The sequence below is a fragment of the Breoghania sp. genome, from assembly GCF_030066895.1.
GTDB lineage: Bacteria > Pseudomonadota > Alphaproteobacteria > Rhizobiales > Stappiaceae > Breoghania.
The window spans coordinates 498331-523229 of record NZ_JASJAV010000001.1; the positions used below are offsets into that span (position 1 = coordinate 498331).

Annotated in this window: 39 protein-coding genes and 2 pseudogenes; 7 read left to right on the top strand and 34 right to left on the bottom strand. The window is 60.9% G+C overall.

Annotated elements, in window-relative coordinates; translation table 11 throughout:
• Positions 1–56: 56 nt before the first annotated feature.
• The 5 genes from QNJ43_RS02805 to crcB are packed head-to-tail and all read left to right on the top strand — an operon-like array spanning position 57 to position 2050.
• Entirely contained in the window at positions 57–311 is a 255-nt protein-coding gene (locus tag QNJ43_RS02805) for a hypothetical protein (protein ID WP_300467186.1), read from the top strand.
• 49 nt (positions 312–360) lie between these two features.
• Positions 361–858: a sterol desaturase family protein gene (locus tag QNJ43_RS02810; RefSeq protein ID WP_300467188.1), complete on the top strand. Its 498-nt coding sequence runs from the start codon at positions 361–363 to the stop codon at positions 856–858.
• Positions 851–1492, top strand: a complete 642-nt coding sequence (locus QNJ43_RS02815; protein WP_300467190.1) for a sterol desaturase family protein — start codon at positions 851–853, stop codon at positions 1490–1492. The genes QNJ43_RS02810 and QNJ43_RS02815 overlap by 8 nt, the downstream gene beginning before the upstream one ends.
• A complete protein-coding gene (locus QNJ43_RS02820; protein WP_300467298.1) occupies positions 1398–1673 on the top strand; it encodes a sterol desaturase family protein in 276 nt (91 codons plus the stop codon). Before QNJ43_RS02815 ends, QNJ43_RS02820 begins: the two co-directional genes overlap by 95 nt.
• Positions 1670–2050: a fluoride efflux transporter CrcB gene (gene crcB / locus QNJ43_RS02825; protein WP_300467192.1), complete on the top strand. Its 381-nt coding sequence runs from the start codon at positions 1670–1672 to the stop codon at positions 2048–2050. The genes QNJ43_RS02820 and crcB overlap by 4 nt, the downstream gene beginning before the upstream one ends.
• A gap of 11 nt (positions 2051–2061) precedes the next feature.
• Here the strand turns inward: crcB and QNJ43_RS02830 are convergent, their stop codons facing one another.
• Positions 2062–3372 carry a replication-associated recombination protein A gene (locus QNJ43_RS02830; RefSeq protein WP_300467193.1) on the bottom strand — a complete coding sequence of 437 codons (1311 nt, stop codon included), beginning with the start codon at positions 3370–3372 and terminating at the stop codon, positions 2062–2064.
• A 225-nt stretch (positions 3373–3597) separates the two neighbouring features.
• Positions 3598–4932 carry a DegQ family serine endoprotease gene (locus QNJ43_RS02835; protein ID WP_346432822.1) on the bottom strand — a complete coding sequence of 445 codons (1335 nt, stop codon included), beginning with the start codon at positions 4930–4932 and terminating at the stop codon, positions 3598–3600.
• 673 nt (positions 4933–5605) lie between these two features.
• Between QNJ43_RS02835 and QNJ43_RS02840 the strand changes: the two genes are divergently transcribed.
• Positions 5606–6355, top strand: coding sequence for an aldo/keto reductase (locus tag QNJ43_RS02840; protein WP_300467197.1), 750 nt, complete (start codon positions 5606–5608; stop codon positions 6353–6355).
• 323 nt (positions 6356–6678) lie between these two features.
• Positions 6679–7514, top strand: a pseudogene (yghU, locus tag QNJ43_RS02845) (glutathione-dependent disulfide-bond oxidoreductase); the annotation flags it as partial.
• Positions 7515–7670: 156 nt separating this feature from the next.
• On the opposite strand, the pseudogene QNJ43_RS02850 reads toward yghU, so the two are convergent.
• The 32 genes and pseudogenes from QNJ43_RS02850 to QNJ43_RS03005 form a co-directional block, all read right to left on the bottom strand.
• Positions 7671–8288, bottom strand: a pseudogene (locus QNJ43_RS02850) (methyl-accepting chemotaxis protein); the annotation flags it as partial.
• 108 nt (positions 8289–8396) lie between these two features.
• Positions 8397–8699 carry a HAMP domain-containing protein gene (locus tag QNJ43_RS02855; RefSeq protein ID WP_300467198.1) on the bottom strand — a complete coding sequence of 101 codons (303 nt, stop codon included), beginning with the start codon at positions 8697–8699 and terminating at the stop codon, positions 8397–8399.
• 84 nt (positions 8700–8783) lie between these two features.
• The gene (locus tag QNJ43_RS02860) at positions 8784–8996 is read right to left on the bottom strand and encodes a hypothetical protein (protein ID WP_300467199.1); all 213 of its coding nucleotides are present in this window, start codon (positions 8994–8996) and stop codon (positions 8784–8786) included.
• Positions 8993–9730, bottom strand: a complete 738-nt coding sequence (locus tag QNJ43_RS02865; protein WP_300467201.1) for a hypothetical protein — start codon at positions 9728–9730, stop codon at positions 8993–8995. The genes QNJ43_RS02860 and QNJ43_RS02865 overlap by 4 nt, the downstream gene beginning before the upstream one ends.
• A gap of 367 nt (positions 9731–10097) precedes the next feature.
• Positions 10098–10529: a 50S ribosomal protein L17 gene (gene rplQ / locus QNJ43_RS02870; protein WP_300467202.1), complete on the bottom strand. Its 432-nt coding sequence runs from the start codon at positions 10527–10529 to the stop codon at positions 10098–10100.
• A gap of 75 nt (positions 10530–10604) precedes the next feature.
• A complete protein-coding gene (locus QNJ43_RS02875) occupies positions 10605–11627 on the bottom strand; it encodes a DNA-directed RNA polymerase subunit alpha (RefSeq protein WP_300467204.1) in 1023 nt (340 codons plus the stop codon).
• Positions 11628–11745: 118 nt separating this feature from the next.
• A complete protein-coding gene (gene rpsK / locus QNJ43_RS02880; protein ID WP_300467206.1) occupies positions 11746–12135 on the bottom strand; it encodes a 30S ribosomal protein S11 in 390 nt (129 codons plus the stop codon).
• A gap of 155 nt (positions 12136–12290) precedes the next feature.
• Positions 12291–12659, bottom strand: a complete 369-nt coding sequence (rpsM, locus tag QNJ43_RS02885; protein WP_300467207.1) for a 30S ribosomal protein S13 — start codon at positions 12657–12659, stop codon at positions 12291–12293.
• A gap of 209 nt (positions 12660–12868) precedes the next feature.
• The gene (locus QNJ43_RS02890; protein ID WP_300467209.1) at positions 12869–13450 is read right to left on the bottom strand and encodes an adenylate kinase; all 582 of its coding nucleotides are present in this window, start codon (positions 13448–13450) and stop codon (positions 12869–12871) included.
• Complete coding sequence (gene secY, locus QNJ43_RS02895; protein WP_300467211.1) at positions 13447–14778, bottom strand: preprotein translocase subunit SecY; 1332 nt, start codon at positions 14776–14778, stop codon at positions 13447–13449. The genes QNJ43_RS02890 and secY overlap by 4 nt, the downstream gene beginning before the upstream one ends.
• Before the next feature lie 334 nt (positions 14779–15112).
• Entirely contained in the window at positions 15113–15613 is a 501-nt protein-coding gene (rplO, locus tag QNJ43_RS02900; protein ID WP_300467213.1) for a 50S ribosomal protein L15, read from the bottom strand.
• 22 nt (positions 15614–15635) lie between these two features.
• Positions 15636–15830, bottom strand: a complete 195-nt coding sequence (gene rpmD / locus QNJ43_RS02905; RefSeq protein WP_300467215.1) for a 50S ribosomal protein L30 — start codon at positions 15828–15830, stop codon at positions 15636–15638.
• Between the two features lie 40 nt (positions 15831–15870).
• Positions 15871–16437 (bottom strand): 30S ribosomal protein S5, encoded by a 567-nt coding sequence (gene rpsE / locus QNJ43_RS02910; RefSeq protein WP_300467217.1) that lies wholly within the window; start codon positions 16435–16437, stop codon positions 15871–15873.
• Positions 16438–16475: 38 nt separating this feature from the next.
• The gene (rplR, locus tag QNJ43_RS02915; RefSeq protein WP_300467219.1) at positions 16476–16838 is read right to left on the bottom strand and encodes a 50S ribosomal protein L18; all 363 of its coding nucleotides are present in this window, start codon (positions 16836–16838) and stop codon (positions 16476–16478) included.
• Positions 16839–16850: 12 nt separating this feature from the next.
• Positions 16851–17384, bottom strand: a complete 534-nt coding sequence (rplF, locus tag QNJ43_RS02920) for a 50S ribosomal protein L6 (RefSeq protein ID WP_300467221.1) — start codon at positions 17382–17384, stop codon at positions 16851–16853.
• 52 nt (positions 17385–17436) lie between these two features.
• Complete coding sequence (gene rpsH, locus QNJ43_RS02925; RefSeq protein ID WP_300467223.1) at positions 17437–17835, bottom strand: 30S ribosomal protein S8; 399 nt, start codon at positions 17833–17835, stop codon at positions 17437–17439.
• Between the two features lie 10 nt (positions 17836–17845).
• The gene (gene rpsN, locus QNJ43_RS02930) at positions 17846–18151 is read right to left on the bottom strand and encodes a 30S ribosomal protein S14 (RefSeq protein ID WP_300467224.1); all 306 of its coding nucleotides are present in this window, start codon (positions 18149–18151) and stop codon (positions 17846–17848) included.
• A gap of 30 nt (positions 18152–18181) precedes the next feature.
• Positions 18182–18739 (bottom strand): 50S ribosomal protein L5, encoded by a 558-nt coding sequence (gene rplE, locus QNJ43_RS02935; RefSeq protein ID WP_300467226.1) that lies wholly within the window; start codon positions 18737–18739, stop codon positions 18182–18184.
• Positions 18732–19049, bottom strand: a complete 318-nt coding sequence (gene rplX, locus QNJ43_RS02940; protein ID WP_300467228.1) for a 50S ribosomal protein L24 — start codon at positions 19047–19049, stop codon at positions 18732–18734. The genes rplE and rplX overlap by 8 nt, the downstream gene beginning before the upstream one ends.
• Complete coding sequence (rplN, locus tag QNJ43_RS02945; RefSeq protein WP_300467230.1) at positions 19049–19417, bottom strand: 50S ribosomal protein L14; 369 nt, start codon at positions 19415–19417, stop codon at positions 19049–19051. Before rplN ends, rplX begins: the two co-directional genes overlap by 1 nt.
• A 64-nt stretch (positions 19418–19481) precedes the next feature.
• Positions 19482–19733: a 30S ribosomal protein S17 gene (gene rpsQ, locus QNJ43_RS02950; RefSeq protein ID WP_300467232.1), complete on the bottom strand. Its 252-nt coding sequence runs from the start codon at positions 19731–19733 to the stop codon at positions 19482–19484.
• A 9-nt stretch (positions 19734–19742) separates the two neighbouring features.
• On the bottom strand, positions 19743–19949 hold the full coding sequence (gene rpmC, locus QNJ43_RS02955) for a 50S ribosomal protein L29 (RefSeq protein ID WP_300467234.1): 207 nt from the start codon (positions 19947–19949) through the stop codon (positions 19743–19745).
• A 22-nt stretch (positions 19950–19971) separates the two neighbouring features.
• A complete protein-coding gene (gene rplP, locus QNJ43_RS02960; protein ID WP_300467236.1) occupies positions 19972–20385 on the bottom strand; it encodes a 50S ribosomal protein L16 in 414 nt (137 codons plus the stop codon).
• Positions 20386–20432: 47 nt separating this feature from the next.
• Positions 20433–21143 carry a 30S ribosomal protein S3 gene (gene rpsC / locus QNJ43_RS02965; RefSeq protein WP_300467237.1) on the bottom strand — a complete coding sequence of 237 codons (711 nt, stop codon included), beginning with the start codon at positions 21141–21143 and terminating at the stop codon, positions 20433–20435.
• Positions 21143–21523 (bottom strand): 50S ribosomal protein L22, encoded by a 381-nt coding sequence (gene rplV / locus QNJ43_RS02970; protein WP_300467238.1) that lies wholly within the window; start codon positions 21521–21523, stop codon positions 21143–21145. The genes rpsC and rplV overlap by 1 nt, the downstream gene beginning before the upstream one ends.
• A gap of 2 nt (positions 21524–21525) precedes the next feature.
• Positions 21526–21804: a 30S ribosomal protein S19 gene (gene rpsS, locus QNJ43_RS02975; protein WP_300467239.1), complete on the bottom strand. Its 279-nt coding sequence runs from the start codon at positions 21802–21804 to the stop codon at positions 21526–21528.
• An 11-nt stretch (positions 21805–21815) separates the two neighbouring features.
• On the bottom strand, positions 21816–22649 hold the full coding sequence (gene rplB / locus QNJ43_RS02980) for a 50S ribosomal protein L2 (RefSeq protein WP_300467241.1): 834 nt from the start codon (positions 22647–22649) through the stop codon (positions 21816–21818).
• A 15-nt stretch (positions 22650–22664) separates the two neighbouring features.
• Positions 22665–22958 (bottom strand): 50S ribosomal protein L23, encoded by a 294-nt coding sequence (locus tag QNJ43_RS02985; RefSeq protein ID WP_300467243.1) that lies wholly within the window; start codon positions 22956–22958, stop codon positions 22665–22667.
• Positions 22955–23575, bottom strand: a complete 621-nt coding sequence (rplD, locus tag QNJ43_RS02990) for a 50S ribosomal protein L4 (protein ID WP_300467245.1) — start codon at positions 23573–23575, stop codon at positions 22955–22957. The genes QNJ43_RS02985 and rplD overlap by 4 nt, the downstream gene beginning before the upstream one ends.
• Entirely contained in the window at positions 23575–24321 is a 747-nt protein-coding gene (gene rplC / locus QNJ43_RS02995) for a 50S ribosomal protein L3 (RefSeq protein WP_300467247.1), read from the bottom strand. The genes rplD and rplC overlap by 1 nt, the downstream gene beginning before the upstream one ends.
• Before the next feature lie 25 nt (positions 24322–24346).
• Positions 24347–24655 carry a 30S ribosomal protein S10 gene (gene rpsJ / locus QNJ43_RS03000; RefSeq protein ID WP_300467249.1) on the bottom strand — a complete coding sequence of 103 codons (309 nt, stop codon included), beginning with the start codon at positions 24653–24655 and terminating at the stop codon, positions 24347–24349.
• 124 nt (positions 24656–24779) lie between these two features.
• Positions 24780–24899 (bottom strand): elongation factor Tu (locus QNJ43_RS03005; protein WP_300467300.1); only part of this gene is annotated, 120 nt, incomplete at its 5' end.

Here is a 24899-nt window from a genome sequence, read left to right on the forward strand (position 1 = left end):
TCCCCGGTCCCGACGGAACGTCGCACGATGGGTGTCAGTATTTCGGGATAATCGAGATGATCTTTGCTGCCGCCGGTCTGGGACTGCTTGTCCAGTACGCGATACTGTTCGCCGCGATCTATGCCGTGACGCTGGTTGTCTATTTCGCGACCAGCCTCGCTCTCACATGGCTGAACCGCCGCCATCCCGAACGCCGCATCCAGATGACGCGCGACGGCTCGAAACGCATGCGCCGCGAAATCCGGGCCTCCATGAAGGCATTGGCCGTCTCCTCCGCCTTGCTGTCGGCCGGGTTATTTGGCTCAGCTTGAAGGCTGGGCGGTCGTACCGCTCGAAGCATACTGATGGTCGCTCCCGCTGATGTTCGTCGTCTCGATGGTGCTTTTCGATACCTGGTTCTACTGGGGACACCGTCTGCTCCACCTTCCGACCTTCTACCGCTTTCATGCCCCGCATCACGCCTCCATCGCGCCGACCGCCTGGAGCAACGATTCCTCCACCACCGTGGATACGCTGATCGAGCACGGCTACCACCTGATCATCTGGTTCCTGCTGCCGATGCCCGCAACGGCGATCTTCGCCCAGCGGCTTTATGACCAGATTTCCGGCATGATCGGCCATGCGGGCTTCGAGTATTTCGCCTCGCCCACCTCACGCTGGCCCTCGCCATTTATCTGTACGACTTTCCACGACCCGCATCATTCGGACTTTCGCTATAATTACCGAAACTTCTTCTCCCTCTGGGACCGGATGATGGGAACGGTCGACCCGAAATACGATGCGATGGTGGAAGAGATGGAAAACCCGGCGAATACCGGCAAGACGGCAACGGAAACCGGAGACGGCGCCCATGGCTGACGCGCTTTTCAACGCGGGCAATCTGTTCCTCGCCTTCCTGCCGTGGTGGGCGGCGGTCTATGCCGTTAATCTCTTTCTCTATTTCATCACCGGCTGGACGCTTGTCGCCATCCAGAACCGCCATCCGGAACTCCGCACCCAGCCCAACCGGCGCGGAGAAAAACGCAAGGCCAAGGAGATCCGCCAATCGGTGATCTCACTATTGGTGACTGACGGGTGCCTGACGGGAGGCCTGTTCCTGCAATATCAGGGGCTGACGCTCATCGATCCGCCGGCCCTGTCCTGGTGGTCGATGCCGTTAACCTTCGTGCTGTCGATCGTGGTGTTCGATGCTTGGTTCTACTGGGCTCACCGCTTCATGCACACGAAACTGATGTACCGCTTCCATGCGGAACACCATCGCTCCGTCGCGCCGACGGTGTGGAGCACCTATAACGACGATCTGGTCGACGCCTTCGGGATGCAAAGCTACTACCTGTGGGCGCCGCTGATTCTGCCCATCCCGGCTCTGGTCCTGATCGGCCATCGGCTTTACGACCATTTCAACGGCACGATCCGGTCATTCCGGCTTCGAATTCTGGGCGAGCCCAGCTTCGCGCGCGCCCTCCCCCATGGTCTGCGTCACCTTCCATAACCAGCACCATTCACGTTTCAAATACAACTACGCCAACTTCTTCTCCTTATGGGACCGACTGATGGCTACGATCGACCCGAAAAATACGATGAGGCGGTCAAAGGCTTCGAGCGGCTCGGAAAGGCGCCAGAAAAGGCGACCGAGGCAGCGGAATAGGCGCAGCAGGCAAACTCAAGCATGAATAATCTTCTTCTCGTCGCGATCGGCGGCGGCATCGGCGCGGCGGGTCGCCACTTTGTCGGTCTCTTCATGATGCGCCACTTCGGCAGCGGCTTTCCCTATGGCACGCTGACGGTGAACATCCTCGGCTCGTTCATCATGGGGCTGTTCATCGCGACGCTGGCGCGCCTGGACGGCTCCTTCCAGAGCCTGCGTCTTCTCATCGCCACAAGCATGCTGGGCGGCTTCACAACGTTTTCATCATTTTCGCTCGACGCCGCGACCCTGTGGGAACGCGGTCAGCTCGAACTCGCGGCGGGCTATGTACTGGTTACCGTGGTCGCATCCATCGCCGCCCTCTTCGCAGCGCTATGGCTGGTGCGAGGTTTGGCCGGATAGGCCCCCGGGGCTCACGCCCCGCCGCGTTCGCGCCTGAGCTTCGCCCAGTAATCGAGCCGCTTCCGGATTTCGCGCTCAAAACCGCGTTCCACCGGCTCGTAATAAGTCTGGCGACCGAGTTGCTCAGGGAAATAGTCCTGTCCGGAAAAGGCGTCCGGCTCGTTGTGATCGTAACGATAGCCCTCGCCATACCCTTCCGCCTTCATGAGCTTTGTCGGCGCATTGAGGATATGGCGCGGTGGCGGCAGGGAGCCGGCCGACTTTGCCGAGCGCATGGCCGCCAGATAGGCGACCTCGACAGCATTCGATTTCGGCGATGACGCCAGATAGATGCACGTCTCCGCCAGCCCCAGATCGCCTTCCGGCGATCCCAAAAGACGGTATTGCTCCACCGCCGCATTGGCGATCACCAGCGCCTGCGGATCGGCAAGCCCGATATCCTCCACCGCCATGCGAACGAAACGACGCCCGATATAGAGCGGATCTTCCCCCGCATCGATCATGCGGCACAGATAGTAGAGCGCGGCATTGGGATCCGACCCGCGCACAGATTTGTGGAGCGCGGAGATGAGGTTGTAGTACCCGTCCTGCGACTTGTCGTAGACAGGCGCGCGGCGCTGCACGATCTCCTGCAATGTCTTGGAATCGAAGATCTCGCCCTCGCCGGCCGCCCGCCAGATGTCTTCGGCAAGCGTCAGCGAGGCCCGTCCATCCCCATCCGTCATGCGAATGAGCGTCGCGCGTGCCTCTTCATCGAGCGGCAAGGTACGGTCTTCCAACGCCTCGGCCCGTCCCAGAAGCTTCTCCACCCCTGCCTCGTCGAGCGGCTTGAAACTCATCACATGGGCACGCGAGAGAAGCGCCGCGTTCAGCTCAAAGGACGGATTTTCCGTGGTTGCCCCCACAAGCGTGACAGTGCCGTCCTCCATGACGGGCAGAAAGCTGTCCTGCTGCGCCCGGTTGAAGCGATGGATCTCGTCCACGAACAGAAGCGTGCCGCGTCCGGACATGCGCCGCATGCGGGCGGCTTCAAACACCTTCTTCAGATCGCCGACCCCGGAGAAGATGGCCGATATTTGGTCGAAGCCGAGATCGGTCGCCGAGGCCAGCAGTCGGGCGACGGTCGTCTTGCCCGTGCCCGGCGGCCCCCAGAAGATGAGCGAGCCAAGCGAGCTGGACCGCAGCATCCGCGTCAAGGAACCGTCCGGCCCGACAATGTGATCCTGCCCGACCACATCCTCGAGTTTTTCGGGGCGCAACCTGTCGGCGAGCGGCCGAGGCGCATCATTGGCCATGCCGGAGACGGCGAAGAGATCGCTCATTGGGATATTGTTCCTTGTCCGTTCCCCCTTGGATATAGGCTCCATGAGGGGCCGCGGACAATGGTCGATTGACGTTTGAAAATAAGACTATGGCCCCGCGAGAAAACGCGGAGCCATAACCCTTGCGAAAAAGGAATGGAAAGGGGGACATGAAGCTCAGGTACCATGTCCCCCTTTCCGGGGTAGAGCTGCAACGGGGCCCGCCTTGCAGGCCCCGTTGCAGCTCTACCCTCTAACCGCGAACCTCAACGTGCGGCCGTCGCGACTGACTTCCACACGCCAGACATACGGGTCGGATTTCGCGATGGAGGCCAGAGCCCGCGTGTTCACCACATCTTCCTGATTGACCGACAGAACGATGTCGCCAGGTTGAAGCCCCACACGCTCGGCCGGAGAGCCTGGGGTGACGGACTTGATGACGACGCCTTCTTCGTCGCTGGGAACCGACAGTTCCTCTGCCACCGCCGGAGACAGGTTCTCAACCGTCGCACCGGTAAACGGCGAACGGCCGCCGATCTGACGGGTGTCGCGCGGAACGTTCTCAGGCGCGGCTTCAAGCTTGATGGAGAGCGTGTGCTTTCTGCCATCCGACAGGACGGTCAGATCCGCGCTGTTGCCGAGTTGCTTGGTGGCAAGGCGGTAGCCGAACGCATTGGGATCCTCCACGGGCACGCCGTCGACCGCAAGCACTAGATCCCCCACGTTAAGATGCGCCTCATCGGCGGGCGAGCCCTTGGCGATCCGAGTGACGAGCACGCCGCGCGGCCGGTCGAGCCCCATTCCTTCGGCAATATCCGCCGTCACCACCTGCATCGATGCGCCGATCCACGGACGACGCACCTTGCCGCCATGCTTGGCTGCATCCGCGATCAGCTTGACCATATTGACCGGAATGGCGAACCCGATGCCGTTGGAACCGCCCGAACGGGAATAGATGGCGGAGTTGATCCCCACCAGATTGCCCGACATGTCGACGAGCGCGCCGCCGGAATTGCCCGGATTGATGGATGCATCCGTCTGGATGAAGAACTGGTAGTCGGACACGCCCACATGTGTGCGCGCAACCGCAGAGACGATGCCCTGCGTCACGGTCTGTCCAACACCGAAGGGATTGCCGATCGCCAGCACGACATCGCCGACCACGAGCTTGTCGCTGTCACCGAAAGGGATATGCGGAAAATCGCCGTCGCCGTCCTTGATCTTGAGGACCGCTAGATCAGTGCGCTCGTCATCGACCACGATATCGCAGTCGAATTCGCGCCGATCGGCCAGCGCCACACGGATCTCGTCCGCATCCTTGATCACGTGATGATTGGTAATGATGACGCCGTCGGCGGAAATGATAACACCGGAGCCGAGCGACTGCTGAACCCGCTTGCGCGGCGCGCCGAACCCGCCCTGATCCCCAAAGAAACGGCGGAAGAAGGGATCGTTGAAAAAGGGTGAGACGCGCCGTTGCGAAACGACCCGTCGCGCATAGACGTTGACGACCGCCGGCGCGACCTTCTTCACGATCGGCGCAAAGGAGAGTTTGAGCTGCGTGGCGGACTGGGGAACCACACCGGCCTGCGCCCGGGCAGAGCCAGCAAGGCCCAACGGCGCGACAACAGCGAGAGAGAAAAGGAGGGATACGGCGGCGATCGTTCGCCGGATTGTTCTTGTTTGGCTTGGCAACATTGTCGGTATTCCTGATTTTCGCGTTCCGCCCCAGCATGCAACGGGGCGGTATTCGAATGATGTGAGACCAACGATATGCGATGAAAACGCGGCACGGTATGGCAGAAGCCAAAAATGACGGAAATTTAAGGTTGTGGGGCGAATTGCCACCCGTTCCCATACGGTCATCACGGCTAACCGGCCAGCAACTTTGCCACCATGCGTGAGGGATCAGCGCGCACGTTTTTCCCGGATTTCCGCAGATCGGGGGAAAAGGGAGACCGCCCGGATCATCGAATTCCACACATCGAGCGCTCGATTGATGCACCAGATTCATGAGTTGCATCAATTTCGCTTCGGTAATCAGAGCGCCCCTACTGCCCTAAATTGGGGGCAGTGTTTGTGAAAGAAGTCGCGTCCCGGTTCGCGAAGGCACCTGCCGACGGATGTCCCGGCACACGTCCGACATGCCGACCGACGCGAAAACCTCTGACAAGAGTTGGATACCATGATCCTGGAAGAAACCTTTACCCTGCCGAACGGCGTCAAGATCCCGAAGCTCGGCCTTGGCACGTAGATGATCGAGGACAGTCAGGTCGCAGAGGCCGTCAAGGCCGCCGTGGAACTCGGATACCGTCACATCGATACGGCCAAGGCCTACGGAAACGAACGCGGCGTCGGTGAAGCCATCCGCAACTGCGGTGTCGCCCGCGACGAACTGTTCGTGACGACCAAGCTCGATGCCGCACACAAGACCTACAAGGACGCGAAAGAGGCGATTGACGGCTCGCTGCGGACCCTGGGGCTCGACACGATCGATCTGATGATCATTCACAGCCCCCAGCCCTGGATGAAATTTGCCGGCGAAAACCGCTTCTTCGAAGGCAACCTCGAAGCATGGCGCGCGCTTGAAGAGGCCTATAACGCCGGCAAGCTCCGCGCGATCGGCGTGTGGAACTTCGAAAAGGCCGATCTCGATAACCTGCTCGACAACGTTTCCGTCAAGCCGATGATCAACCAGATACTCGCGCATGTCAGCAACACGCTCTTCGAGCTGATCTACTACACGAAAAGCAAGGGGTTGCTGGTCGAGGCCTATTCGCCCGTCGGCCACGGAAAGATCCTGAACAACGCCGAAATCGGTCAGATGGCCGAGAAATACGGCGTGAGCATTCCCCAGCTCTGCATCCGCTATGTCCTGCAACTCGATACGATCCTCACTACCCAAGACCGCGAACCCGGACCACATGCGCTCCAACGCCGCCGTGGATTTCGAGATTCCCGATGCAGACATGGAAACGCTGAAGAACATCGAACGCATCAATGACTACGGCGATGCGAGCGTCTTTCTCGTCTATGGCGGAAAGCTCTGAGACGCAGGCCTGTTGATCGCCTGATGGAATCGTCTGAGATCATGGGATAGGGCGTTGCCCTATCTCGCCTTACACGCGGGGCATTTTGCTTCGCTTATGTCGCCATGCGTGGCGCTGTGGCGACTTTATGGCCGGGCTCGCGCCTTCGTGAGCCTCCTCCCCTTGCAAAGCGGTGCGTCACTTGCATCTTACCACGTGATACACGGGCAGAATCTCGCCCAACTGAACGCTTTACATCAAGACACTGGAGCGCCGCGCAGATGACTGACACGCCCCCTACGTCCCGCCGAAAGCCTGGACGTGGGAGACAGAGAGCGGTGGCAAGTTTGCCTCTATCAATCTCCCTATTGCCGGGCCGACCCATGAAAAGAAACTACCCGTCGGCAGGCACCGCTTCAGCTCTATTCGCTGGCAACGCCGAACGGACAGAAGAATCACCATCCTTCTGCAAGAGCTTCTCGCCGCCGGACATACGGGTGCGGAATATATGGCGATCAGTTCGGATCCGGATTCGTCGACGTGAACCCGAATTCCAAGATTCCCGCGCTCATGGACCACAGCGGCCCGGAACCGATCTGCATTTTCGAATCCGGCGCGATCCTGCTCTATCTTGCGGAAAAATTCGGCGCTTTCGTCCCAACCGAAGATCCGGCCAAGCGCGCCGAATGCCTCTCCTAGCTCTTCTGGCAGATGGGCTCGGCTCCCTATGTCGGCGGCGGCTTCGGGCATTTCTATGCCTATGCGCCGGAGAAGTTCCAATACCCGATCGACCGCTTCACCATGGGGACCAAGCACCAGCTCGACGTGCTCGACCGGCGACTGGCTGAAAGCACCTATGTGGCGGGGAAAGACTACACCATCGCCGATATCGCGATCTTTCCCTGTTACGGCAGGTTGGTGAAGGACTGGCTTTATGATGCGGCCGAGTTCATCGACGCTGCAAGCTACACCAACGTTCTGCGTTGGGCGGACGCGATCCTGGAACGCCCCGCCGTCCAGCGTGGCCGGATCGTCAACCGGACCTCGGGCAATCCCGCAAGCCAGCTTCACGAGCGCCACGATGCCTCGGACTTCGAGACGAAGACGCAGGACAAATTGGAACCCGCCAAATAGGCGGAGCCGGACGACCTCAGACGACAACAAAAAAGGGCGGCGCGGATCTGCTCCAGGAAGTCGCGCACCTGCTTGTCCAGGGTGCGTGCCTGCTCGGTGAGGTTTCCAGCGGCCCCCCATCGCCTGCTCGGCCGCGGCCCCCGTATGCTGGGCGCTCTGGAGCACATCTTCGATGTCGTTCGACATCGACGTAGTGCCATCGGCCGCGCGCTGGGTGTTCTCCACGATGCCCTGCGTTGCCACACTCTGCTCTTCCACCGCCGACGCCACGGAGTCGATCGATTCCGAAATCTCGCCGATGGTCGTGCGGATTTCCGAAATCGCTTCCACGGCATCCTTGGTGGCCGAGCGAATGGAGTCGATCTGCTGCCCGATCTCGCCCGTCGCCTTGGCGGTCTGACCGGCCAGTTCCTTCACTTCCGACGCCACGACCGCAAAGCCCTTGCCCACCTCACCGGCGCGCGCCGCCTCGATCGTTGCGTTGAGCGCCAGCAGGTTGGTCTGGTCGGCAATATCGGAGATCAACCGAATCACTTCGCCGATGCGATCAGCTGCTTCTGCCAGCGAACGAACCGTCTCGTCGATGGTCGACGCGCTGTCATGGGCCATCTGCGCGATGGAGGACGAACGCAAGATCAGCGACGAGATTTCCTGGATCGATTTGAACAGCTCATCCGAGGCACCGGCAATGGTCTGCACCTCTTCACGTGCGGATTCGGATGCCCGAGACACGCTCTCCGAACGATCCCCAGCTGTGCCGGCAACCTTCGCCATGCTCTCCGCGGATTACCGCAACTCGTTGGAAGCGGAGAAGACGCGCTGGACGACTTCGCCGACGGACGCCTCGAAATCACTGGCCAGCGATTCCACGAACTTGCGCCGCTACTTGGCCTGCGTTTCCTGCTCGTGAGCATCTTCCGCCGCCTTGCGCTCCTGTTCGCGCACGGCGTTTTTCTGGATCCGCAGCACAGCGCGGCCGATCTCTCCGATCTCGTCGCAACGCTTAGCTGCCTTGATCTCCGTATCAAGCTCGCCATTGGCGATCTTGCGGAGTGCGGCAACCAGATTGCCGAGCGCTCGGGTGATGGAGATGGCAAACAGTTTGCCGATGAAAGAGATAACCGCCAGCACGATCAGCGTGCCGTAGATCATCGAGTCCTGCATTTCCACGACAGGTGCCAGCATCTCGCTCTCGCTGCGCTCTGCAACGACCGCCCACTTTACCCCCTGAAGAACATCGGCACGGCGGCAACGAATTCCCCGAGCCCATTATCCCGCTTGACTCAGACCGAAATCCTCGGATCCGCGCGCGGCATCGAGAATGATCGGGCTGGTCGCCTTGTCGGCAAGCGCCGTCTTGCACGCAGAAAGCGGCTTGTTGGAGCGCACCAGACCGTCGCTGCCCACGAGGAACGACTGTCCCGTCTGTCCAAGAGATTCCCGGCTGGCGAGCAGATTGACATCAACCCGCAGGACCATCACGCCCTTGAATGCCGTCTCGTTGTAGTCGCTGAGATAAACCGGCTGTGCGATGAACATCGACGCCGTTTCGCCGGAAGGCGCGTAGGTGGAAAAGTCGACGAGAGTGCCTGCTCGCCCGCCTTCATCTCGCGTGCCGCGTCGAAAGCCTTCTGCAGACCCGTTCCCGCGATCTTCGAACCGTCGACCGTTTCAAGCAAGTCGGAGGACTTGGTCACCGAATAGATGACCCGTCCGTCCTTGTTGAGAACGTAGATATAACCGTAGCCGGCCTGCTTCCAGGAGGTGAGGAAGGTTCCGTGAACGCCCGTATGGCGCCAGGAATACATGGTCTTGTTGTTTTCGCCCGTCAGCTCCGCCCGCTTGGCCGGATCGTCGGAAGTCCGGTAGTAGGCATCAAGCTCGCCCTTGTCCTGATCAAGGGTCGTCAGAGCTTCGTTCATCTCGTTGAGAACGATCGACACGTTGACACTCGAAACCAGATTGTTCAGATCGGCCCGCGCTCCAGCGAGCTTGATCGACAAGGCATCGGCTCGCGCATGGGCCAGGATGTGCAACTCGCTTTCCGCGGCATTGACGAGCCCCTCTCGCCCGTTCAGATACCCCAGAACGTCGACCGTAATGCAGGAAACCAGAGACAATCCGCTGACGATAAGCGGCAGGCGCGTGGCGAGACGCGCCATGAACCCGAATCTAGATTTCCCGGATTTACCTTCCGTTTCCACCCCTGCGACCATCTATGTTCCCCTAGAAACGCTTTGTAACATGACAACTGTTGGGAGATGCTCACATGCACTTCCTAAAAAATACTTAAGTTAAAATGCTGAATCGAACAAATATTGGAAGCCACTCAGTCTTTTTGCCTATATTCCCGCCATATCCTCTGCGGAATGATACGGACAACACTGGCGGGCGAGTCTCGGCATGTCAGATTTTCAGCCGATACTGAGCAGGTATTCCGGGCGGAAACCAAGCAATACCGTCATGTTGCGCGCCCGAAGGCCCCATTCGAAAACGGCAGTGCGCGGTGCATACAAAAAAGCGACCCGAAGGCCGCTTTTTTCAATCTTGTAGAGACGTAAAAGATCGTCGGACCTGAATACCTCAGGCTGCGGCTTCTGCCGTCTCGCTCTCTTCCGCTTCGGCGCGGGCACGATCTTCGGCGCCCTTGGCGGCCGGGTCACGATCGACCAGCTCGATCACGGCCATCGGCGCGTTGTCACCATAGCGGAAACCCGCCTTGAGCACGCGGGTGTAGCCACCCTGGCGCTCCTTGTAGCGCTCTCCGAGCGTGTCGAACAGCTTGCCGACGCTCTCGACGTCGCGGATCTGCGAGATCGCCTGACGGCGAGCGTGCAGGTCGCCGCGCTTGCCGAGCGTCACGAGCTTGTCCACGATGGGCTTAAGCTCCTTGGCCTTCGGCAGGGTGGTGACAATCTGTTCGTGCTTGATCAGCGAGGCCGCCATGTTGGCGAACATCGCCTTGCGGTGGCTCGCGGTGCGGTTGAGCTTGCGGCCGGCTTTACCGTGGCGCATGGCCCTCTCCTTCTTGACTTCCTTGGCGGCCACAAACCGCCGCTCGATAAACGATCTGGAAGTGCTTCACGTCCATCAATAATGATGTTCTTCGTAGCGCTTGGCGAGTTCTTCGATGTTCTCCGGCGGCCAGTTCGACACTTCCATGCCGAGGTGCAGGCCCATCTGCGCCAGAACTTCCTTGATCTCGTTCAGAGACTTGCGGCCGAAGTTCGGAGTGCGAAGCATCTCCGCCTCGGTCTTCTGAATGAGATCGCCGATGTAAACGATGTTGTCGTTCTTCAGGCAGTTGGCAGAACGCACCGAAAGCTCCAGTTCGTCGACCTTCTTGAGCAGCGCCGGGTTGAACGCAAGTTCGGGAACGGCGTCCTCGGTGACCACCTTCTCCGGCTCTTCGAACGTCACGAAGATGGAGAGCTGGTCCTGAAGGATACGCGCGGCGAACGCCACGGCGTCCTCCGGCTTGATGGAACCGTCCGTCTCGACCGTCAAGGTCACCTTGTCGTAGTCGAGAACCTGGCCCTCACGGGTGTTCTCGACCTTGTAGGAAACCTTGCGCGCCGGGGAATAGAGGCTGTCGACGGCGATCAGGCCGATCGGAGCATCTTCCGGACGGTTGCGGTCGGCCGCAACATAGCCCTTGCCGGTGTCGACGGTGAACTCCATGCGGATCTCGGTGCCCTCGTCCAGCGTGCAGAGCACGAGTTCGGGGTTCAGGATCTCGATGTCGCCCACGGTCTGGATGTCGCCGGCGGTAACGGTGCCTGGACCCTGCTTGCGCAGAACCATGCGCTTGGGGCCCTCGCCCTGCATCTTCAGGGCGATTTCCTTGATGTTGAGGACGATATCGGTCACGTCCTCGCGCACACCCGGAATGGACGAAAACTCGTGCAGCACGCCGTCGATCTGCACCGCGGTCACGGCCGCGCCCTGCAGCGACGACAGCAGCACGCGCCGCAGCGCATTGCCGAGCGTCAGACCGAAACCGCGTTCCAGCGGCTCGGCAACCACCGTCACCACGCGGCGCGGATCGTCACCCGGCTTGATATCAAGCTTGGTCGGCTTGATCAGCTCTTGCCAGTTTTTCTGAATGGTCACGTCAAAAACCCTTTCGGCTTTCCCGCCGGCTCCCGAAGTCCGGCCATACCTTGCCTAAAGAGAGGAAACGAAGTGGCGGAGAAGCGAACTCCCCTCGCCTACGAACAAAGCGGCGCGACTAGACGCGGCGGCGCTTCGGCGGACGGCAGCCGTTGTGCGGGATCGGCGTCACGTCACGGATCGAGGTGATCGTGAAACCCGCAGCCTGCAGCGCGCGCAGAGCAGACTCACGTCCCGAACCCGGACCGCGAACCTCGACCTCAAGCGTACGCATGCCGTGCTCCTGCGCCTTCTTGGCAGCATCTTCGGCAGCGACCTGAGCCGCATACGGCGTAGACTTGCGCGAGCCCTTGAAGCCCATAGTACCAGCGGACGACCACGAAATCGCGTTGCCCTGTGCGTCGGTGATGGTGATCAGCGTGTTGTTGAACGTGGAGTTCACGTGCGCAACGCCGGAGGTGATGTTCTTACGCTCGCGACGACGTATGCGCGCCGGTTCCTTCGCCATTCTCAATTTACCTTTCAATCGATCTCGACACCGCCGTATTCCCGGCGGCTCCACCGGATGCCGCAAAAGCCGCGCTCCTTCGGAACACAACCTTTCCGGCATGAATGCTTGACCTTCCTGCCACCCTTATCAGGCAGTCGACCGATCTTTCCGGCTTACTTCTTCTTGCCGGCAATCGGCTTGGCCGGACCCTTGCGGGTACGGGCATTCGTGTGGGTGCGCTGACCGCGCACCGGCAGGCTGCGACGATGGCGCAGGCCGCGATAGCAGCCCAGGTCCATCAGACGCTTGATGTTCATCGCAGTCTCACGACGCAGATCACCTTCCACGAGATAGTCGCGGTCGATAGCTTCGCGGATCTGGATAACCTCGGCATCGGACAGTTCGTTCACACGGCGCTCCGGCGCGATACCAACCTTTTCGATGATATCCTTCGCCTTTGCCGCACCAATGCCGTGAATGTACTGCAGCGCGATCAGGACGCGCTTGTTCGTCGGGATGTTGACGCCAGCAATACGGGCCACGCTTATTTCTCCTTTTCGGCCCGCGCCTCTTTTTGCGGGGCCCATCGTCTGTCGGTCGTTTGTCGCTAAATTGATCGCGCGTCGCAGACACGACAAGATCGGACTGATTTTCGCTAAACCGGCGCCGACCGCATAAATTTCGTGATTTGCGCCGGGTATTACTGGATTTAGCCGCGCGACGCAACCGTCACGTGGCCATCATCTTGAACTCAGGCCGTCGTACTCTCGTGAAGGAGGGCGTCGATCTCAGCAGCCACCTCATCAATAGACTTCATCCCGTCGACGGATTTGAGCATGCCGCGCTCGGAATAGAAGGAAACGAGAGGTGCGGTCTGGGCGTGATAGACCTCAAGGCGCTTGCGCAGCGTCTCGATATTGTCGTCCGCCCGGGCGCCGCCGGTCTCCTTGGCGCGCTTTTCGATTCGCTCCGCCAGGATCTCGTCGTCGACCCGCAGCTCGATCACCGCATCAAGCGCGGTCTCATGCTTGGCCAACAGGGCTTCAAGAGCCTCGGCCTGCGCGATGGTGCGCGGGAAGCCATCCAGGATGTAGCCGTTGGCGCAATCGGGCTCGCCGGTGCGATCCTCGATGATCTTGACCATGATGTCGTCGGAGACGAGATCACCGCGATCCATCACTTCCTTGGCCTTGAGAGCGATCGGCGTTGCGGCCTTCACCGCGGCCCGCAGCATGTCTCCCGTGGAGAGCTGAACGATACCGTGCTTCTTGACCAATCGTTCGGCCTGAGTGCCCTTGCCGGCACCCGGAGGTCCCAAAAGGATGAGCTTCATCGGTGCTTACCCCTGAGCTTTGATTTCTTGACCAGGCCCTCATATTGGTGCGCCAGCAGATGACCTTGGATCTGCGAAACCGTGTCCATCGTAACACTGACAACGATCAGCAGAGACGTACCACCGAAATAGAACGGAACACCGGTTGCCGATATTAGAAATTCGGGCAAGAGGCAGACGAGAACCAGATAGATCGCCCCGAGTACGGTAACACGCGTCAGGACGTAATCGATATACTGAGCGGTTCGCTCGCCCGGACGAATGCCGGGGATGAAGCCGCCGTGCTTCTTCAGATTGTCCGCGGTATCGGCCGGATTGAACACGATCGCGGTGTAGAAGAAGGCGAAGAAGATGATCATCGCCGCATAGAGCAGCATGTAGAGCGGCTGGCCGTGGTCGAGCAGCGCCGTCACCGTCGTCAGCCACTCAGGCCCCGTGCTGGAGGCGAAGTTCGCGACCGTTGCCGGAACCAGCAGCAGCGAAGACGCGAAGATCGGCGGGATGACGCCCGAGGTGTTGAGCTTCAGCGGCAGGAACGAGGTGTTGCCCTCGAACATGCGGTTGCCCTGCTGGCGCTTGGGATACTGGATCAGCAGCCGACGCTGGGCACGCTCCATGAAGACGATGAACGCGATGACGATGACCGCAACGACGATGATGCCGAGGATCACGACGGTCGAGATTGCACCCTGACGACCAAGTTCCAGCGTTCCGGCGACGACCTTGGGAAGGCCCGCGACGATACCGGAGAAGATGATCAGAGATATGCCGTTGCCGATGCCGCGCGAGGTGATCTGCTCACCAAGCCACATCAGGAACATCGTGCCGCCGGTCAGCGTGATGACGGTGGAAAGCCGGAAGAACAGGCCCGGATCGAGCACCAGATTCGACTGGCCTTCGAGGCCGACCGAAATGCCGTAGGCCTGAAGGGCAGCCAGGATGACGGTTATGTACCGCGTCCACTGGTTTATGACCTTGCGGCCCGCCTCGCCTTCCTTCTTCAACTGCTCCAGCGACGGAACAACCGTTGTCATCAGCTGAATGATAATGGAGGCGGAAATGTAGGGCATGATGCCCAGCGCAAAGATCGCCATGCGCCCCACGGCGCCACCGGCGAACATGTTGAACAGGCCGATGATGCCGTTCTGCTGCTGGTTGAAGACCTGTGCCAGGGCTTCCGGATTGATGCCGGGCATCGGGATATAGGTGCCCAGCCGATACACCAGCAACGCACCAACCGTAAACCAGATGCGCTTCTTGAGTTCGGTCGCCTTGGAGAAGGCCGAAAAATTGAGATTAGAAGCGAGTTGTTCAGCCGCAGACGCCATGCCGCACTCCGGTCGAGCCCTTGATGCCGGACCGGCCACCGCCTTGGGCCGCGAACCGCGGCGCGGCGAACCATCCGAACGTTCCCTAGAATCGTATTCCAGCCCCACCGAATCGGCGGAACCCCGAATAAATACGATCTAGCCATATACCTGAAGCGAGCTCCGATCGACCCTGCCCTCGAGGCATTTGCGACCACTCGCTCCCGCAGTCCACAAGCCGAATCTCGACGATCTATCGGCTCCCGCAACCGCAAACGGCGAAATGCTGCCATTTCGCCGCGAAAGCTACGGTCCGGCCGTTGGGCCGGATCTTTTCTCTCGTGCCGTCAGGCCTTTAAGCCTTATACTCGGCCTTGACCTCTGCGGCCGGCGCCTTCGGCGCAACAACCGTGGCCTTACCGCCGGCCTTCTCGACCGCCTCGATCGCCGAGCGCGAAGCACCCGCGATCTCGAAGGACACCTTGGCCCTCAGCTCACCATCGCCCAGGAGACGGACACCATCCTTGACGTGACGCAGGACGCCGGCGGCCTTCAGCGTTTCCGCCGTCACCGTTTCCTTGGCATCCAGCTTGCCGGCATCAATCGCCGCCTGCACTGGGCCGAGGCTCACGATGTTGAGGTCCTTCGCAAAGATGTTGGTGAAGCCACGCTTCGGCAGACGCCGATGCAGCGGCATCTGGCCGCCTTCAAAGCCCTTGATCGCGACGCCGGAACGGGACTTCTGGCCCTTGACGCCACGGCCACCCGTCTTGCCCTTGCCGGAGCCGATACCCCGACCGACACGGGTTCGCGCCGGGCTGGAACCCGGATTGTCGCGCAAATCGTTGAGTTTCATTTTCTAATCTCTCCGCTCCCGTTTACGCGTCTTCAACAACGCGTACAAGGTGCTGGACCTTCCAGATCATGCCGCGCACTGCGGGCGTATCCTCAAGGGTGCTCCGACGGTGCATTTTGTTGAGGCCGAGACCAACCAGCGTGGCACGCTGGATACAGGGGCGCCGAATGGGACTACCGATCTGCTCGATCGTGACGGTCTTTTCACTCTTCGCCATGGGAATACCCTTGTTCAACTGGGGACGCCGCGAGCCGGCGTCAACCCTCGGCGCCGGCTGCGCCGGCATCATCGAGATCACGACGGCGGGCCTGAAGCGTCGACACCTTCATGCCGCGGCGCGCTGCCACGGAACGGGGGCTGTCTTCACGCTTCAACGCGTCGAACGTCGCGCGAACCATGTTGTACGGGTTGGACGAGCCGAGCGACTTGGCCACCACGTCCTGCACACCCAACGTCTCGAAGACGGCGCGCATCGGACCACCCGCGATGATGCCGGTGCCGGGAGGCGCGGCCCGCAGGATGACCTTGCCGGCACCGTGGCGGCCGGCAACGTCGTGATGCAGCGTGCGGCCTTCGCGTAGCGGAACCCGAACGAGTTCACGCTTCGCGAGTTCCGTTGCCTTGCGAATTGCCTCGGGCACTTCGCGTGCCTTGCCGTGACCGAAACCGACCCGGCCCTTCTGATCGCCGCCGACAACGAGTGCGGCAAAGCCGAAGCGACGGCCGCCCTTGACCACCTTCGCCACGCGGTTGATGTGGACCAGCTTGTCGACGAACTCGCTGTCGCGCTCGTCGCGATCCCGATCGCGGTTGTCTCTAGCCATAATTCAGTTCCGTATCTGCGCGCCGGATGAAGCGCCGCTCAGAATTCAAGACCGCCTTCACGCGCGGCATCGGCGAGCGCTTTGACACGCCCGTGATAGATGTAACCGCCACGGTCGAACACGACCTGCTTGACGCCCGCCTTGACAGCCCGCTCGGCAATCAGCTTGCCGACAACACTGGCGGCCGAGGTGTTCGCACCGGTCCTCAGACCGTCGCGCAGATCCTTGTCCAAGGTCGACGCGGAAGCAACAGTATGCCCCTTCTCGTCGTCGATGACCTGGGCGTAGATGTTCTTCGACGAACGATGGACGGAAAGCCGAAGCCGTCCGTTTGCCACCGCCTTGATCGAACGGCGGACGCGATTGCGGCGACGCTCGAAAGTATTCTTGGTCTTCGCCATGACAGCGCCTCGTTACTTCTTCTTGCCTTCTTTGCGAACGATGTACTCGCCCACATAGCGCACACCCTTGCCCTTGTAGGGCTCCGGCGGCCGATACTCGCGAATCTCGGCCGCGACCTGGCCGACCTGCTGCTTGTTGATGCCGGTAATCACGACCTCGGTCGGCTTCGGACAGGCCACCTGGATCCCTTCCGGGATCTCGTAGACCACGTCGTGCGAGAAGCCGAGCGCGAGCTGCAGGTTCTTGCCCTGCATCTGCGCACGATAACCGACGCCGGAGATTTCCAGTTTCTTTTCAAAGCCCGAGGACACGCCGGTCACGAGGTTCTGAACCATCGTGCGGGACATGCCCCACATCGCCCGCGCCTGCTTGCTATCATCGCGCGGGTCGATCTTGATACTGTCATCCGTCATCTGGGCGACAACGAACTCATTAAGGACAAAATCGAGTTGACCCTTCGGGCCCTTCACTTCGACCCTCTGTCCGTCAATCGTTGCGGTCACACCGTTCGGTACGAGGACAGCCTTTTTGCCAATACTAGACATGAAACCAACCTGTCCGGTTCGATCGTTTACTTCAGCGGTGGCCCCGCGCGTCTTAGAAGACGCGGCAGAGCACCTCACCACCAACATTCTCGTCCCGCGCCTGATGATCGCTCATCACGCCCTTGGGCGTGGAAAGGATCGACACGCCGAAGCCGTTGTTGACCCGCGGGATGTTCTTGACCGACGAGTACACCCGCCGACCCGGCTTGGAAATCCGCGAGATCTCGCGAATGACCGGCTCGCCATCGTAGTACTTGAGTTCGATCTCGAACTCCGACTTGCCGCCGTCGAATTCAACCTTGCTGTAGCCGCGGATATAGCCTTCGGCTTCCAGCACATCAAGCACGCCACCGCGCAGCCGCGAGGCCGGAGTGCTGACCTTTGTCTTGCGCCGCATCTGCGCATTGCGGATGCGGGTCAACATATCCCCCAAGGGATCCGTGATCGCCATTGGGCTCTCCTTACCAGCTCGACTTGACCAGGCCCGGGATCCGTCCCTGGGACCCGAGTTCGCGCAGGGCGATACGCGACATCTTCAGCTTCCGGTACACACCACGGGGGCGTCCGGTAACCTCACAGCGGTTCCGCAGCCGCGTCTTGGAAGAGTTGCGGGGCAGCTCGGCCAGCTTCAGCCGGGCGGCGAACCGCTCTTCCAGGGACAACGACTCGTCGCGAGCAATCGCCTTCAGCCGGGCACGCTTGCCGGCAAACTTCTTAACCAGCCTAGACCGCCGGTTATTCTTTTCGATCGCGCTCTTCTTGGCCATGGTGTCTTATGTCCTCGTCCGATCGGTCAACTACTGGCGGAACGGGAAGTCGAAGGCACGCAGCAATTCGCGCGCTTCATCATCCGTCTTCGCCGTGGTGCACACGATCACATCCATGCCCCAGATCTGATCAACTTCGTCGTAGTTGATCTCGGGAAACACGATGTGCTCCTTGATGCCCATCGCGTAGTTGCCGCGCCCGTCGAAGCTCTTCGGACTCAGGCCGCGGAAGTCACGAACGCGCGGCAGCGCAATGGTGACCAGGCGATCGAGGAATTCATACATCTGCGCACGGCGCAGTGTAACCTTCGCTCCAAGCGGCATGCCTTCGCGAACCTTGAAGGTCGCGATCGACTTGCGCGCATGGGTGACCACGGGCTTCTGACCGGCGATCTTCGCCAGGTCGTTGGCCGCGATCTGCGCCTTCTTGCTGTCAGCAATGGACTCGCCGACGCCCATGTTGAGGACGATCTTCTCAAGCGCGGAAACCTGCATCGGGTTTGCGTAGCTGAACTTTTCCTGCAGCTTCGCACGCACGACTTCGTCGTAATGCTTCTTGAGCCGGGGCTCGTACTTGGTGTCAGCCATCGATCAGGTCTCCCGAACGCTTGGCAATCCGAACCTTGCGGCCTTCATCCGTGGTCTTGAACCCGATCCGCGTGGCCTTCCCGTCCTTGGGATCGGCCAGCGCCACGTTGGAAACGTGAATCGGCAGTTCCTTGGCGATGATGCCGCCCTCATCCTGCGCCGTCTGGCGCTGGTGGCGACGGGCAACGTTCACGCCACGTACGAGCACGCGGGACTCCGCCGGCAGGACCGAAATGACTTCGCCGGTCTTGCCCTTGTCGCGGCCGGTGCGCACGATGACCGTGTCGCCCTTCTTGATCTTCGCGGCCATTAGAGCACCTCCGGTGCAAGCGAAATGATCTTCATATGGTTCTTGGCACGCAGCTCGCGCGGCACCGGGCCGAAGATACGGGTCCCGACCGGCTCCTTGCTGTTATTGATCAACACAGCTGCATTGCGGTCGAAGCGAATGACGGACCCGTCGGCGCGGCGAATATCCCGTGCCGTGCGCACGACGACCGCCTTCATGACGTCGCCCTTCTTCACCTTCCCCCGAGGGATGGCTTCCTTGACGGAGACGACGATGATGTCGCCAACGCCAGCATACTTGCGCTTCGAGCCGCCAAGCACCTTGATGCACATAACGCGACGCGCGCCGGAATTATCCGCCACGTCCAGATTTGTTTGCATCTGAATCATGACTGGCCGCCTTGTTCTTCTGTCGGCCCCTTAATACAGGGGTCCGGATGCATGATTAGTCGTGTCAGTTGGCGGAGATTTCCGCCGTCCCCGGGACGACTCCCCACCGTTTGTTCTTCGAAATCGGAGCACATTCCTGGATCAGAATGGTGTCGCCGACCTTGCAGGCATTATCTGCATCATGCGCCTTGTACTTCTTGAAGCGGCGCACGGTCTTTTTCAGCAACGGGTGGGTAAAGCGGCGCTCCACCTTCACCACGACCGTCTTGTCGTTCTTGTCGCTGACGACGATGCCCTGGAGGACTCGCTTCGGCATCTTCGCCTCCTATGCGTTTGCGTTTCCGGTCGCGCGCTGTGCGCGGACCTCTGTCTGGATGCGCGCGATATCGCGGCGAACCTGCCGCACGCGCGCCGTGTTCTCGAGCTGACCGGTCGCCTTCTGAAAGCGCAAGTTGAACTGCTCCTTCTTCAGCTTCTCCAGCTCCTCGCGGAGCTGGTCCGGGGTCAGAGCCCGCACATCACTCGCCTTCATGGCTTTCACTCCTGTGTTCCGCTCACTCGGCGATGCGCTGGACGAACCGGCACTTGATCGGCAACTTCGCCGCACCGAGACGCAGCGCTTCACGCGCGATCGACTCCGCGACACCGTCAATCTCGAACATCACCCGGCCCGGCTTGACGCGGGCCGCCCAGTACTCGGGGACACCCTTACCTTTACCCATGCGCACTTCCGTCGGCTTAGACGACACCGGCACATCCGGGAAGATGCGGACCCACACACGCCCGGCACGCTTTATGTGACGGGTGATCGCACGACGGGCCGCCTCGATCTGGCGCGCTGTGATGCGCTCCGGCTCGACGGCCTTCAAGCCGAAGGCGCCGAAACTCAGATCGGTTCCGCCCTTGGCATTGCCGTGGATGCGGCCCTTGTGCTGCTTGCGGAACTTTGTTCGCTTTGGCTGCAGCATTGTTGCTCTCTCGCTTTCTTAGATCCCTACCGAACGACCGCTACCGATTACGCGGCGCGCTCGCGACGGCCACCGCCGCCACCAGATTCATTGCTTTCCGCACCGCGGCGCTCGGAAGCCATCGGGTCGTGCTCCAGGATTTCACCCTTGAAGATCCAGACCTTCACGCCGCAGGCACCATAAGCGGTGTGCGCCGTCGCCGTGCCGTAATCGATATCGGCGCGCAGCGTGTGCAGCGGCACGCGGCCTTCGCGGTACCATTGCGTACGCGCGATTTCCGCACCACCCAGACGACCACCGCAATTGATGCGGATACCGTCGGCACCCAGGCGCATCGCCGACTGAACCGACCGCTTCATGGCGCGACGGAACGCAACGCGGCGCTCCAGCTGCTGCGCGATGGAAGCGGCGACCAGCGTCGCGTCGATCTCGGGCTTGCGCACCTCAACGATGTTGATGTGCACTTCCGAACTCGTCATCTGCGACAGCGTGCGACGCAGCTTCTCGATGTCCGCACCCTTCTTGCCGATGACGACACCCGGACGAGCCGAGTGAACCATGACACGGCACTTCTTGTGCGGACGCTCGATGACGACCTTGGAGATCGCCGCCTGCTTCAGGCTGTCGAGCAGGAACTCACGGATCCGGAAATCCTCGTGCAACATCGAACCGTAATCACTCTTGTCAGCGAACCAGCGCGAGTCCCACGTCCTGTTGATGCCCAGGCGAAGACCGATCGGATTGACTTTATGGCCCATCAGGCGGCCTCCTCAACTTCACTGACGACGATGGTCAGATTGGCGAACGGCTTCTCGATCCGTCCAACCCGGCCACGCGCCCTCGGCTGGGAGCGCTTCATAACAAGCGCCTTGCCAACGTAGGCCTCGGAGACGACGAGCACGTCGACGTCGAGGTCATGGTTGTTCTCGGCATTGGCGACGGCCGATTCCAGCGTCTTCTTGACGTCCCGGGCGATCCGCTTGCGCAAGAAGCTCAGCTCGGCCAAAGCCGTGGAGACCTTCTTGCCGCGAATGCCGGCTGCCACGAGGTTCAGCTTCTGCGGCGAGACCCGCAGCATGCGCGCGACAGCCTTCGCCTGATTGTCGGCGAGACTACGCTCGCGCTTCGGCTTGCCCATCGCTACTTCCTCTTCGCCTTCTTGTCCGCCGCATGACCGTAGTAGGTCCGCGTCGGCGAAAACTCGCCCAGCTTGTGACCGACCATATCCTCGGAAACGAGGACCGGCACATGCTTATGGCCGTTGTAGACACCGAAGGTCAGTCCAACGAACTGGGGCAGGATCGTCGAGCGCCGGCTCCAGGTCTTGATGACCTCGTTACGGTCGGAGGAACGAGTCTTCTCGGCCTTTTTGAGGAGGTAACCGTCGATAAACGGACCCTTCCAAACAGAACGTGCCACGGTCGTTCCCCTTACTTCTTCCGCTGGTAGCGGCTGCGGACGATGAACTTGTCGGTCGACTTGTTGGACCGGGTCCGCTTGCCCTTGGTGGGCTTGCCCCACGGCGTCACCGGATGGCGACCACCGGAGGTGCGACCCTCACCACCGCCGTGCGGATGGTCAACCGGGTTCATCACCACGCCACGCACGTGCGGGCGCTTGCCGAGCCAGCGGGACCGGCCCGCCTTGCCCAGGTTGGTATTCATGTGATCCTGGTTGGACACAGCACCGACCGAAGCCATGCAGGAGCCCAGAACGCGGCGCTGTTCGCCGGAGTTCAGACGGATCACGGTGTAGCCCTGGTCACGGCCAACGATCTGCGCGTAGCCACCGGCCGAACGCGCGACCTGACCGCCCTTACCGGGCTTCAGCTCGATGTTGTGCACGATCGTGCCGACCGGAATGGCCGACAGCGGCATCGCGTTACCCGGCTTGACGTCCGCCTTGGCGCCGGAGATCACCTTGTCGCCAACAGCCAGACGCTGCGGCGCCAGGATGTAGGTCAGCTCGCCATCATCGTAACGGATGAGAGCGATGTAGGCGGTGCGGTTCGGATCGTATTCGATCCGCTCGATCACCGCTTCGACGTCGAACTTGCGACGCTTGAAGTCGATGATGCGATAGACCCGCTTGTGCCCACCACCCCGGTTCGGAGCCGTGTTGCGCCCGCGGTTGTTGCGTCCACCCGACTTGGACAGGCCTTCGGTCAGGGTCTTGACCGGCTTGCCCTTCCAGAGATCGGAGCGATCCACGATGACCAACTGCCGGGTACCCGGCGAAGTCGGCTTGAAGGTCTTGAGTGCCATCTTTCCTCTCCGCCCTTAAAGACCGGTGGTCACATCGATCGACTGACCCTCGACGAGGGTAACGACGGTGCGCTTGATATTGCTCTGACGGCCCTTGACGCCCTTGAAGCGCTTGACCTTGCCCTTGCGGACAGCGGTGTTCACGCTTTTGACCTTGACGCCGAACAAGGCTTCAACAGCAACCTTGATCTCGGGCTTCGTTGCCGTGAGAGCAACGTTGAAGACGACCTTGTCCTGCTCAGAGGCCATCGTCGACTTCTCGGTAATCGCCGGGCTAACGATCGTGTCGTAGTGCTTGAGGTCCGTCATTTGAACCGCTCCTCCAGAGCACTCACCGCCGCCTTGGTCAGAACCAGCGTCTCGCGACGGAGAATGTCGTAGACGTTGATGCCCTGCACCGGAAGCACATCAACATTCGGAATGTTGCGGGCCGCCAGGCGGAAATTGTTGTCGAGCTCAGCACCGTCCACGATCAGCACGTTGGCGAAACCAAGCTTGCCGAAGCGCTCCTTGAGCGCCTTCGTCTTGCCGTCCGCGGACTTTGCATCATCGAGAACGATGATGTTGAAAGCCTTCACCTTTGCCGAAAGCGCATGCTTCAGGCCGAGGGCACGAACCTTCTTCGGAAGGCCGATCGCATGATCGCGAACGACCGGACCGAAAGCACGTCCACCGCCGCGGAACTGCGGGACCTTGCGGTCGCCGTGACGTGCACCGCCTGAGCCCTTCTGACGGACGAATTTCTTGCCCGTCGCCGCAATCTCGCTGCGGGTCTTCGTCTTGTGCGTGCCCGCCTGACGCTTGGCAAGCTGCCAGCGAACCACACGGTGCATCAGGTCAGCGCGGGGATCGAGGCCAAAGACCTCATCCGACACGGTGATCGACCCGGCCGCGTCGCCGTTGAGCGTCTTGACGTCCAGTTCCATCACTCGGCCTCCTTCTCAGCCGCCGGCCCCGCCGGAGCCTGGTTCACCACAGAAGCCGCAACCGCCGCGTCGGTCGCCTTGAAGGCGCCAGGCGTCGGAACCCCGTCCGGCAGGACGCGCTTGATCGCATCCTTGACGAGGATCCAGCCACCCTTGGAACCGGGAACCGCGCCCTGAACCATGATCAGCCCGCGCTCCACATCGGTGCGCACGACCTTCAGGTTCTGCGTGGTCACGCGGGTGTTACCCATGTGGCCGGCCATCTTCTTGCCTTTGAACACCTTGCCGGGGTCCTGGCACTGACCGGTCGAACCGTGAGAACGGTGCGAGATCGAGTTACCGTGGGTCGCGCGGCCACCCCGGAAGTTGTGGCGCTTCATGACACCGGCAAAACCCTTACCGATCGAAGTGCCCGTGACGTCGACGAACTGGCCTTCGACGAAATGGTCTGCGGTCAGTTCGGCGCCAACCTCGATCACGTTGTCCGGAGAGATCCGGAACTCGGCAATCTTGCGCTTCGGCTCGACCTTGGCGACGGCAAAGTGCCCCCGCATCGGCCGCGGCGTGTTCTTAACTTTGGCCAGACCTGCACCGAGCTGCAGCGCGGTATAGCCATTCTTCTCAGCTGTCCGGTGGGCAACGACCTGGCAGTTCTCAAGCTTGAGAACCGTCACCGGCACGTGTTCCCCTACATCGGAGTAGATGCGGGTCATGCCCACCTTCTGAGCGATCACTCCAGAACGCATCAGCGTGTTCCTCGGTTGGTCCGCCTTAGAGCTTGATTTCGACGTCGACGCCCGCGGCGAGGTCGAGCTTCATCAAGGCATCGACGGTCTGCGGGGTCGGATCGACGATATCGAGCAGACGCTTGTGCGTGCGCATCTCAAACTGCTCGCGGCTCTTCTTGTCGATGTGAGGGCCGCGCAACACGGTGTACTTTTCGATCCGTGTCGGCAGAGGCACCGGTCCGCGCACCTGGGCTCCGGTCCGCTTCGCCGTGGAGACGATTTCGCGGGTCGAGGCATCCAGGATGCGGTGATCAAACGCCTTCAGGCGGATCCGGATATTTTGACCATTCATTGCTCTGGTCCTTACGAACCGTGCCGCAGTTGCGACGACCGCTCCTGACTTCTTCAACGTTGGAGGCGACTTGCGTCGCCTCCGTGGGATGCCGCCTGACGGCATCCCGACTTATCCAGTTCGATTACTCGATGATCGAGGCAACGACGCCGGCGCCGACGGTCCGGCCGCCTTCGCGGATAGCGAAGCGCAGACCTTCTTCCATCGCGATCGGCACGATCAGCGTCACCGAAACTGACACATT

What these genes read in the sequence shown, in the direction of transcription:
- QNJ43_RS02805 (WP_300467186.1), top strand. Translation starts at nt 57, where the DNA reads ATGATCTTTGCTGCCGCCGGTCTGGGACTGCTTGTCCAGTACGCGATA.
- QNJ43_RS02810 (WP_300467188.1), top strand. Translation starts at nt 361, where the DNA reads ATGTTCGTCGTCTCGATGGTGCTTTTCGATACCTGGTTCTACTGGGGA.
- QNJ43_RS02815 (WP_300467190.1), top strand. Translation starts at nt 851, where the DNA reads ATGGCTGACGCGCTTTTCAACGCGGGCAATCTGTTCCTCGCCTTCCTG.
- crcB (WP_300467192.1), top strand. Translation starts at nt 1,670, where the DNA reads ATGAATAATCTTCTTCTCGTCGCGATCGGCGGCGGCATCGGCGCGGCG.
- QNJ43_RS02830 (WP_300467193.1), bottom strand. Translation starts at nt 3,372, where the DNA reads ATGAGCGATCTCTTCGCCGTCTCCGGCATGGCCAATGATGCGCCTCGG.
- QNJ43_RS02840 (WP_300467197.1), top strand. Translation starts at nt 5,606, where the DNA reads ATGATCGAGGACAGTCAGGTCGCAGAGGCCGTCAAGGCCGCCGTGGAA.
- QNJ43_RS02855 (WP_300467198.1), bottom strand. Translation starts at nt 8,699, where the DNA reads ATGCTGGCACCTGTCGTGGAAATGCAGGACTCGATGATCTACGGCACG.
- QNJ43_RS02865 (WP_300467201.1), bottom strand. Translation starts at nt 9,730, where the DNA reads ATGGTCGCAGGGGTGGAAACGGAAGGTAAATCCGGGAAATCTAGATTC.
- rplQ (WP_300467202.1), bottom strand. Translation starts at nt 10,529, where the DNA reads ATGCGCCACGGTAAAGCCGGCCGCAAGCTCAACCGCACCGCGAGCCAC.
- rpsK (WP_300467206.1), bottom strand. Translation starts at nt 12,135, where the DNA reads ATGGCGAAGGAACCGGCGCGCATACGTCGTCGCGAGCGTAAGAACATC.
- QNJ43_RS02890 (WP_300467209.1), bottom strand. Translation starts at nt 13,450, where the DNA reads ATGAAGCTCATCCTTTTGGGACCTCCGGGTGCCGGCAAGGGCACTCAG.
- secY (WP_300467211.1), bottom strand. Translation starts at nt 14,778, where the DNA reads ATGGCGTCTGCGGCTGAACAACTCGCTTCTAATCTCAATTTTTCGGCC.
- rplO (WP_300467213.1), bottom strand. Translation starts at nt 15,613, where the DNA reads ATGAAACTCAACGATTTGCGCGACAATCCGGGTTCCAGCCCGGCGCGA.
- rpmD (WP_300467215.1), bottom strand. Translation starts at nt 15,830, where the DNA reads ATGGCGAAGAGTGAAAAGACCGTCACGATCGAGCAGATCGGTAGTCCC.
- rpsE (WP_300467217.1), bottom strand. Translation starts at nt 16,437, where the DNA reads ATGGCTAGAGACAACCGCGATCGGGATCGCGACGAGCGCGACAGCGAG.
- rplR (WP_300467219.1), bottom strand. Translation starts at nt 16,838, where the DNA reads ATGGCGAAGACCAAGAATACTTTCGAGCGTCGCCGCAATCGCGTCCGC.
- rplF (WP_300467221.1), bottom strand. Translation starts at nt 17,384, where the DNA reads ATGTCTAGTATTGGCAAAAAGGCTGTCCTCGTACCGAACGGTGTGACC.
- rpsH (WP_300467223.1), bottom strand. Translation starts at nt 17,835, where the DNA reads ATGGCGATCACGGATCCCTTGGGGGATATGTTGACCCGCATCCGCAAT.
- rpsN (WP_300467224.1), bottom strand. Translation starts at nt 18,151, where the DNA reads ATGGCCAAGAAGAGCGCGATCGAAAAGAATAACCGGCGGTCTAGGCTG.
- rplE (WP_300467226.1), bottom strand. Translation starts at nt 18,739, where the DNA reads ATGGCTGACACCAAGTACGAGCCCCGGCTCAAGAAGCATTACGACGAA.
- rplX (WP_300467228.1), bottom strand. Translation starts at nt 19,049, where the DNA reads ATGGCCGCGAAGATCAAGAAGGGCGACACGGTCATCGTGCGCACCGGC.
- rplN (WP_300467230.1), bottom strand. Translation starts at nt 19,417, where the DNA reads ATGATTCAGATGCAAACAAATCTGGACGTGGCGGATAATTCCGGCGCG.
- rpsQ (WP_300467232.1), bottom strand. Translation starts at nt 19,733, where the DNA reads ATGCCGAAGCGAGTCCTCCAGGGCATCGTCGTCAGCGACAAGAACGAC.
- rpmC (WP_300467234.1), bottom strand. Translation starts at nt 19,949, where the DNA reads ATGAAGGCGAGTGATGTGCGGGCTCTGACCCCGGACCAGCTCCGCGAG.
- rplP (WP_300467236.1), bottom strand. Translation starts at nt 20,385, where the DNA reads ATGCTGCAGCCAAAGCGAACAAAGTTCCGCAAGCAGCACAAGGGCCGC.
- rpsC (WP_300467237.1), bottom strand. Translation starts at nt 21,143, where the DNA reads ATGGGCCATAAAGTCAATCCGATCGGTCTTCGCCTGGGCATCAACAGG.
- rplV (WP_300467238.1), bottom strand. Translation starts at nt 21,523, where the DNA reads ATGGGCAAGCCGAAGCGCGAGCGTAGTCTCGCCGACAATCAGGCGAAG.
- rplB (WP_300467241.1), bottom strand. Translation starts at nt 22,649, where the DNA reads ATGGCACTCAAGACCTTCAAGCCGACTTCGCCGGGTACCCGGCAGTTG.
- QNJ43_RS02985 (WP_300467243.1), bottom strand. Translation starts at nt 22,958, where the DNA reads ATGACGGACCTCAAGCACTACGACACGATCGTTAGCCCGGCGATTACC.
- rplD (WP_300467245.1), bottom strand. Translation starts at nt 23,575, where the DNA reads ATGGAACTGGACGTCAAGACGCTCAACGGCGACGCGGCCGGGTCGATC.
- rplC (WP_300467247.1), bottom strand. Translation starts at nt 24,321, where the DNA reads ATGCGTTCTGGAGTGATCGCTCAGAAGGTGGGCATGACCCGCATCTAC.
- rpsJ (WP_300467249.1), bottom strand. Translation starts at nt 24,655, where the DNA reads ATGAATGGTCAAAATATCCGGATCCGCCTGAAGGCGTTTGATCACCGC.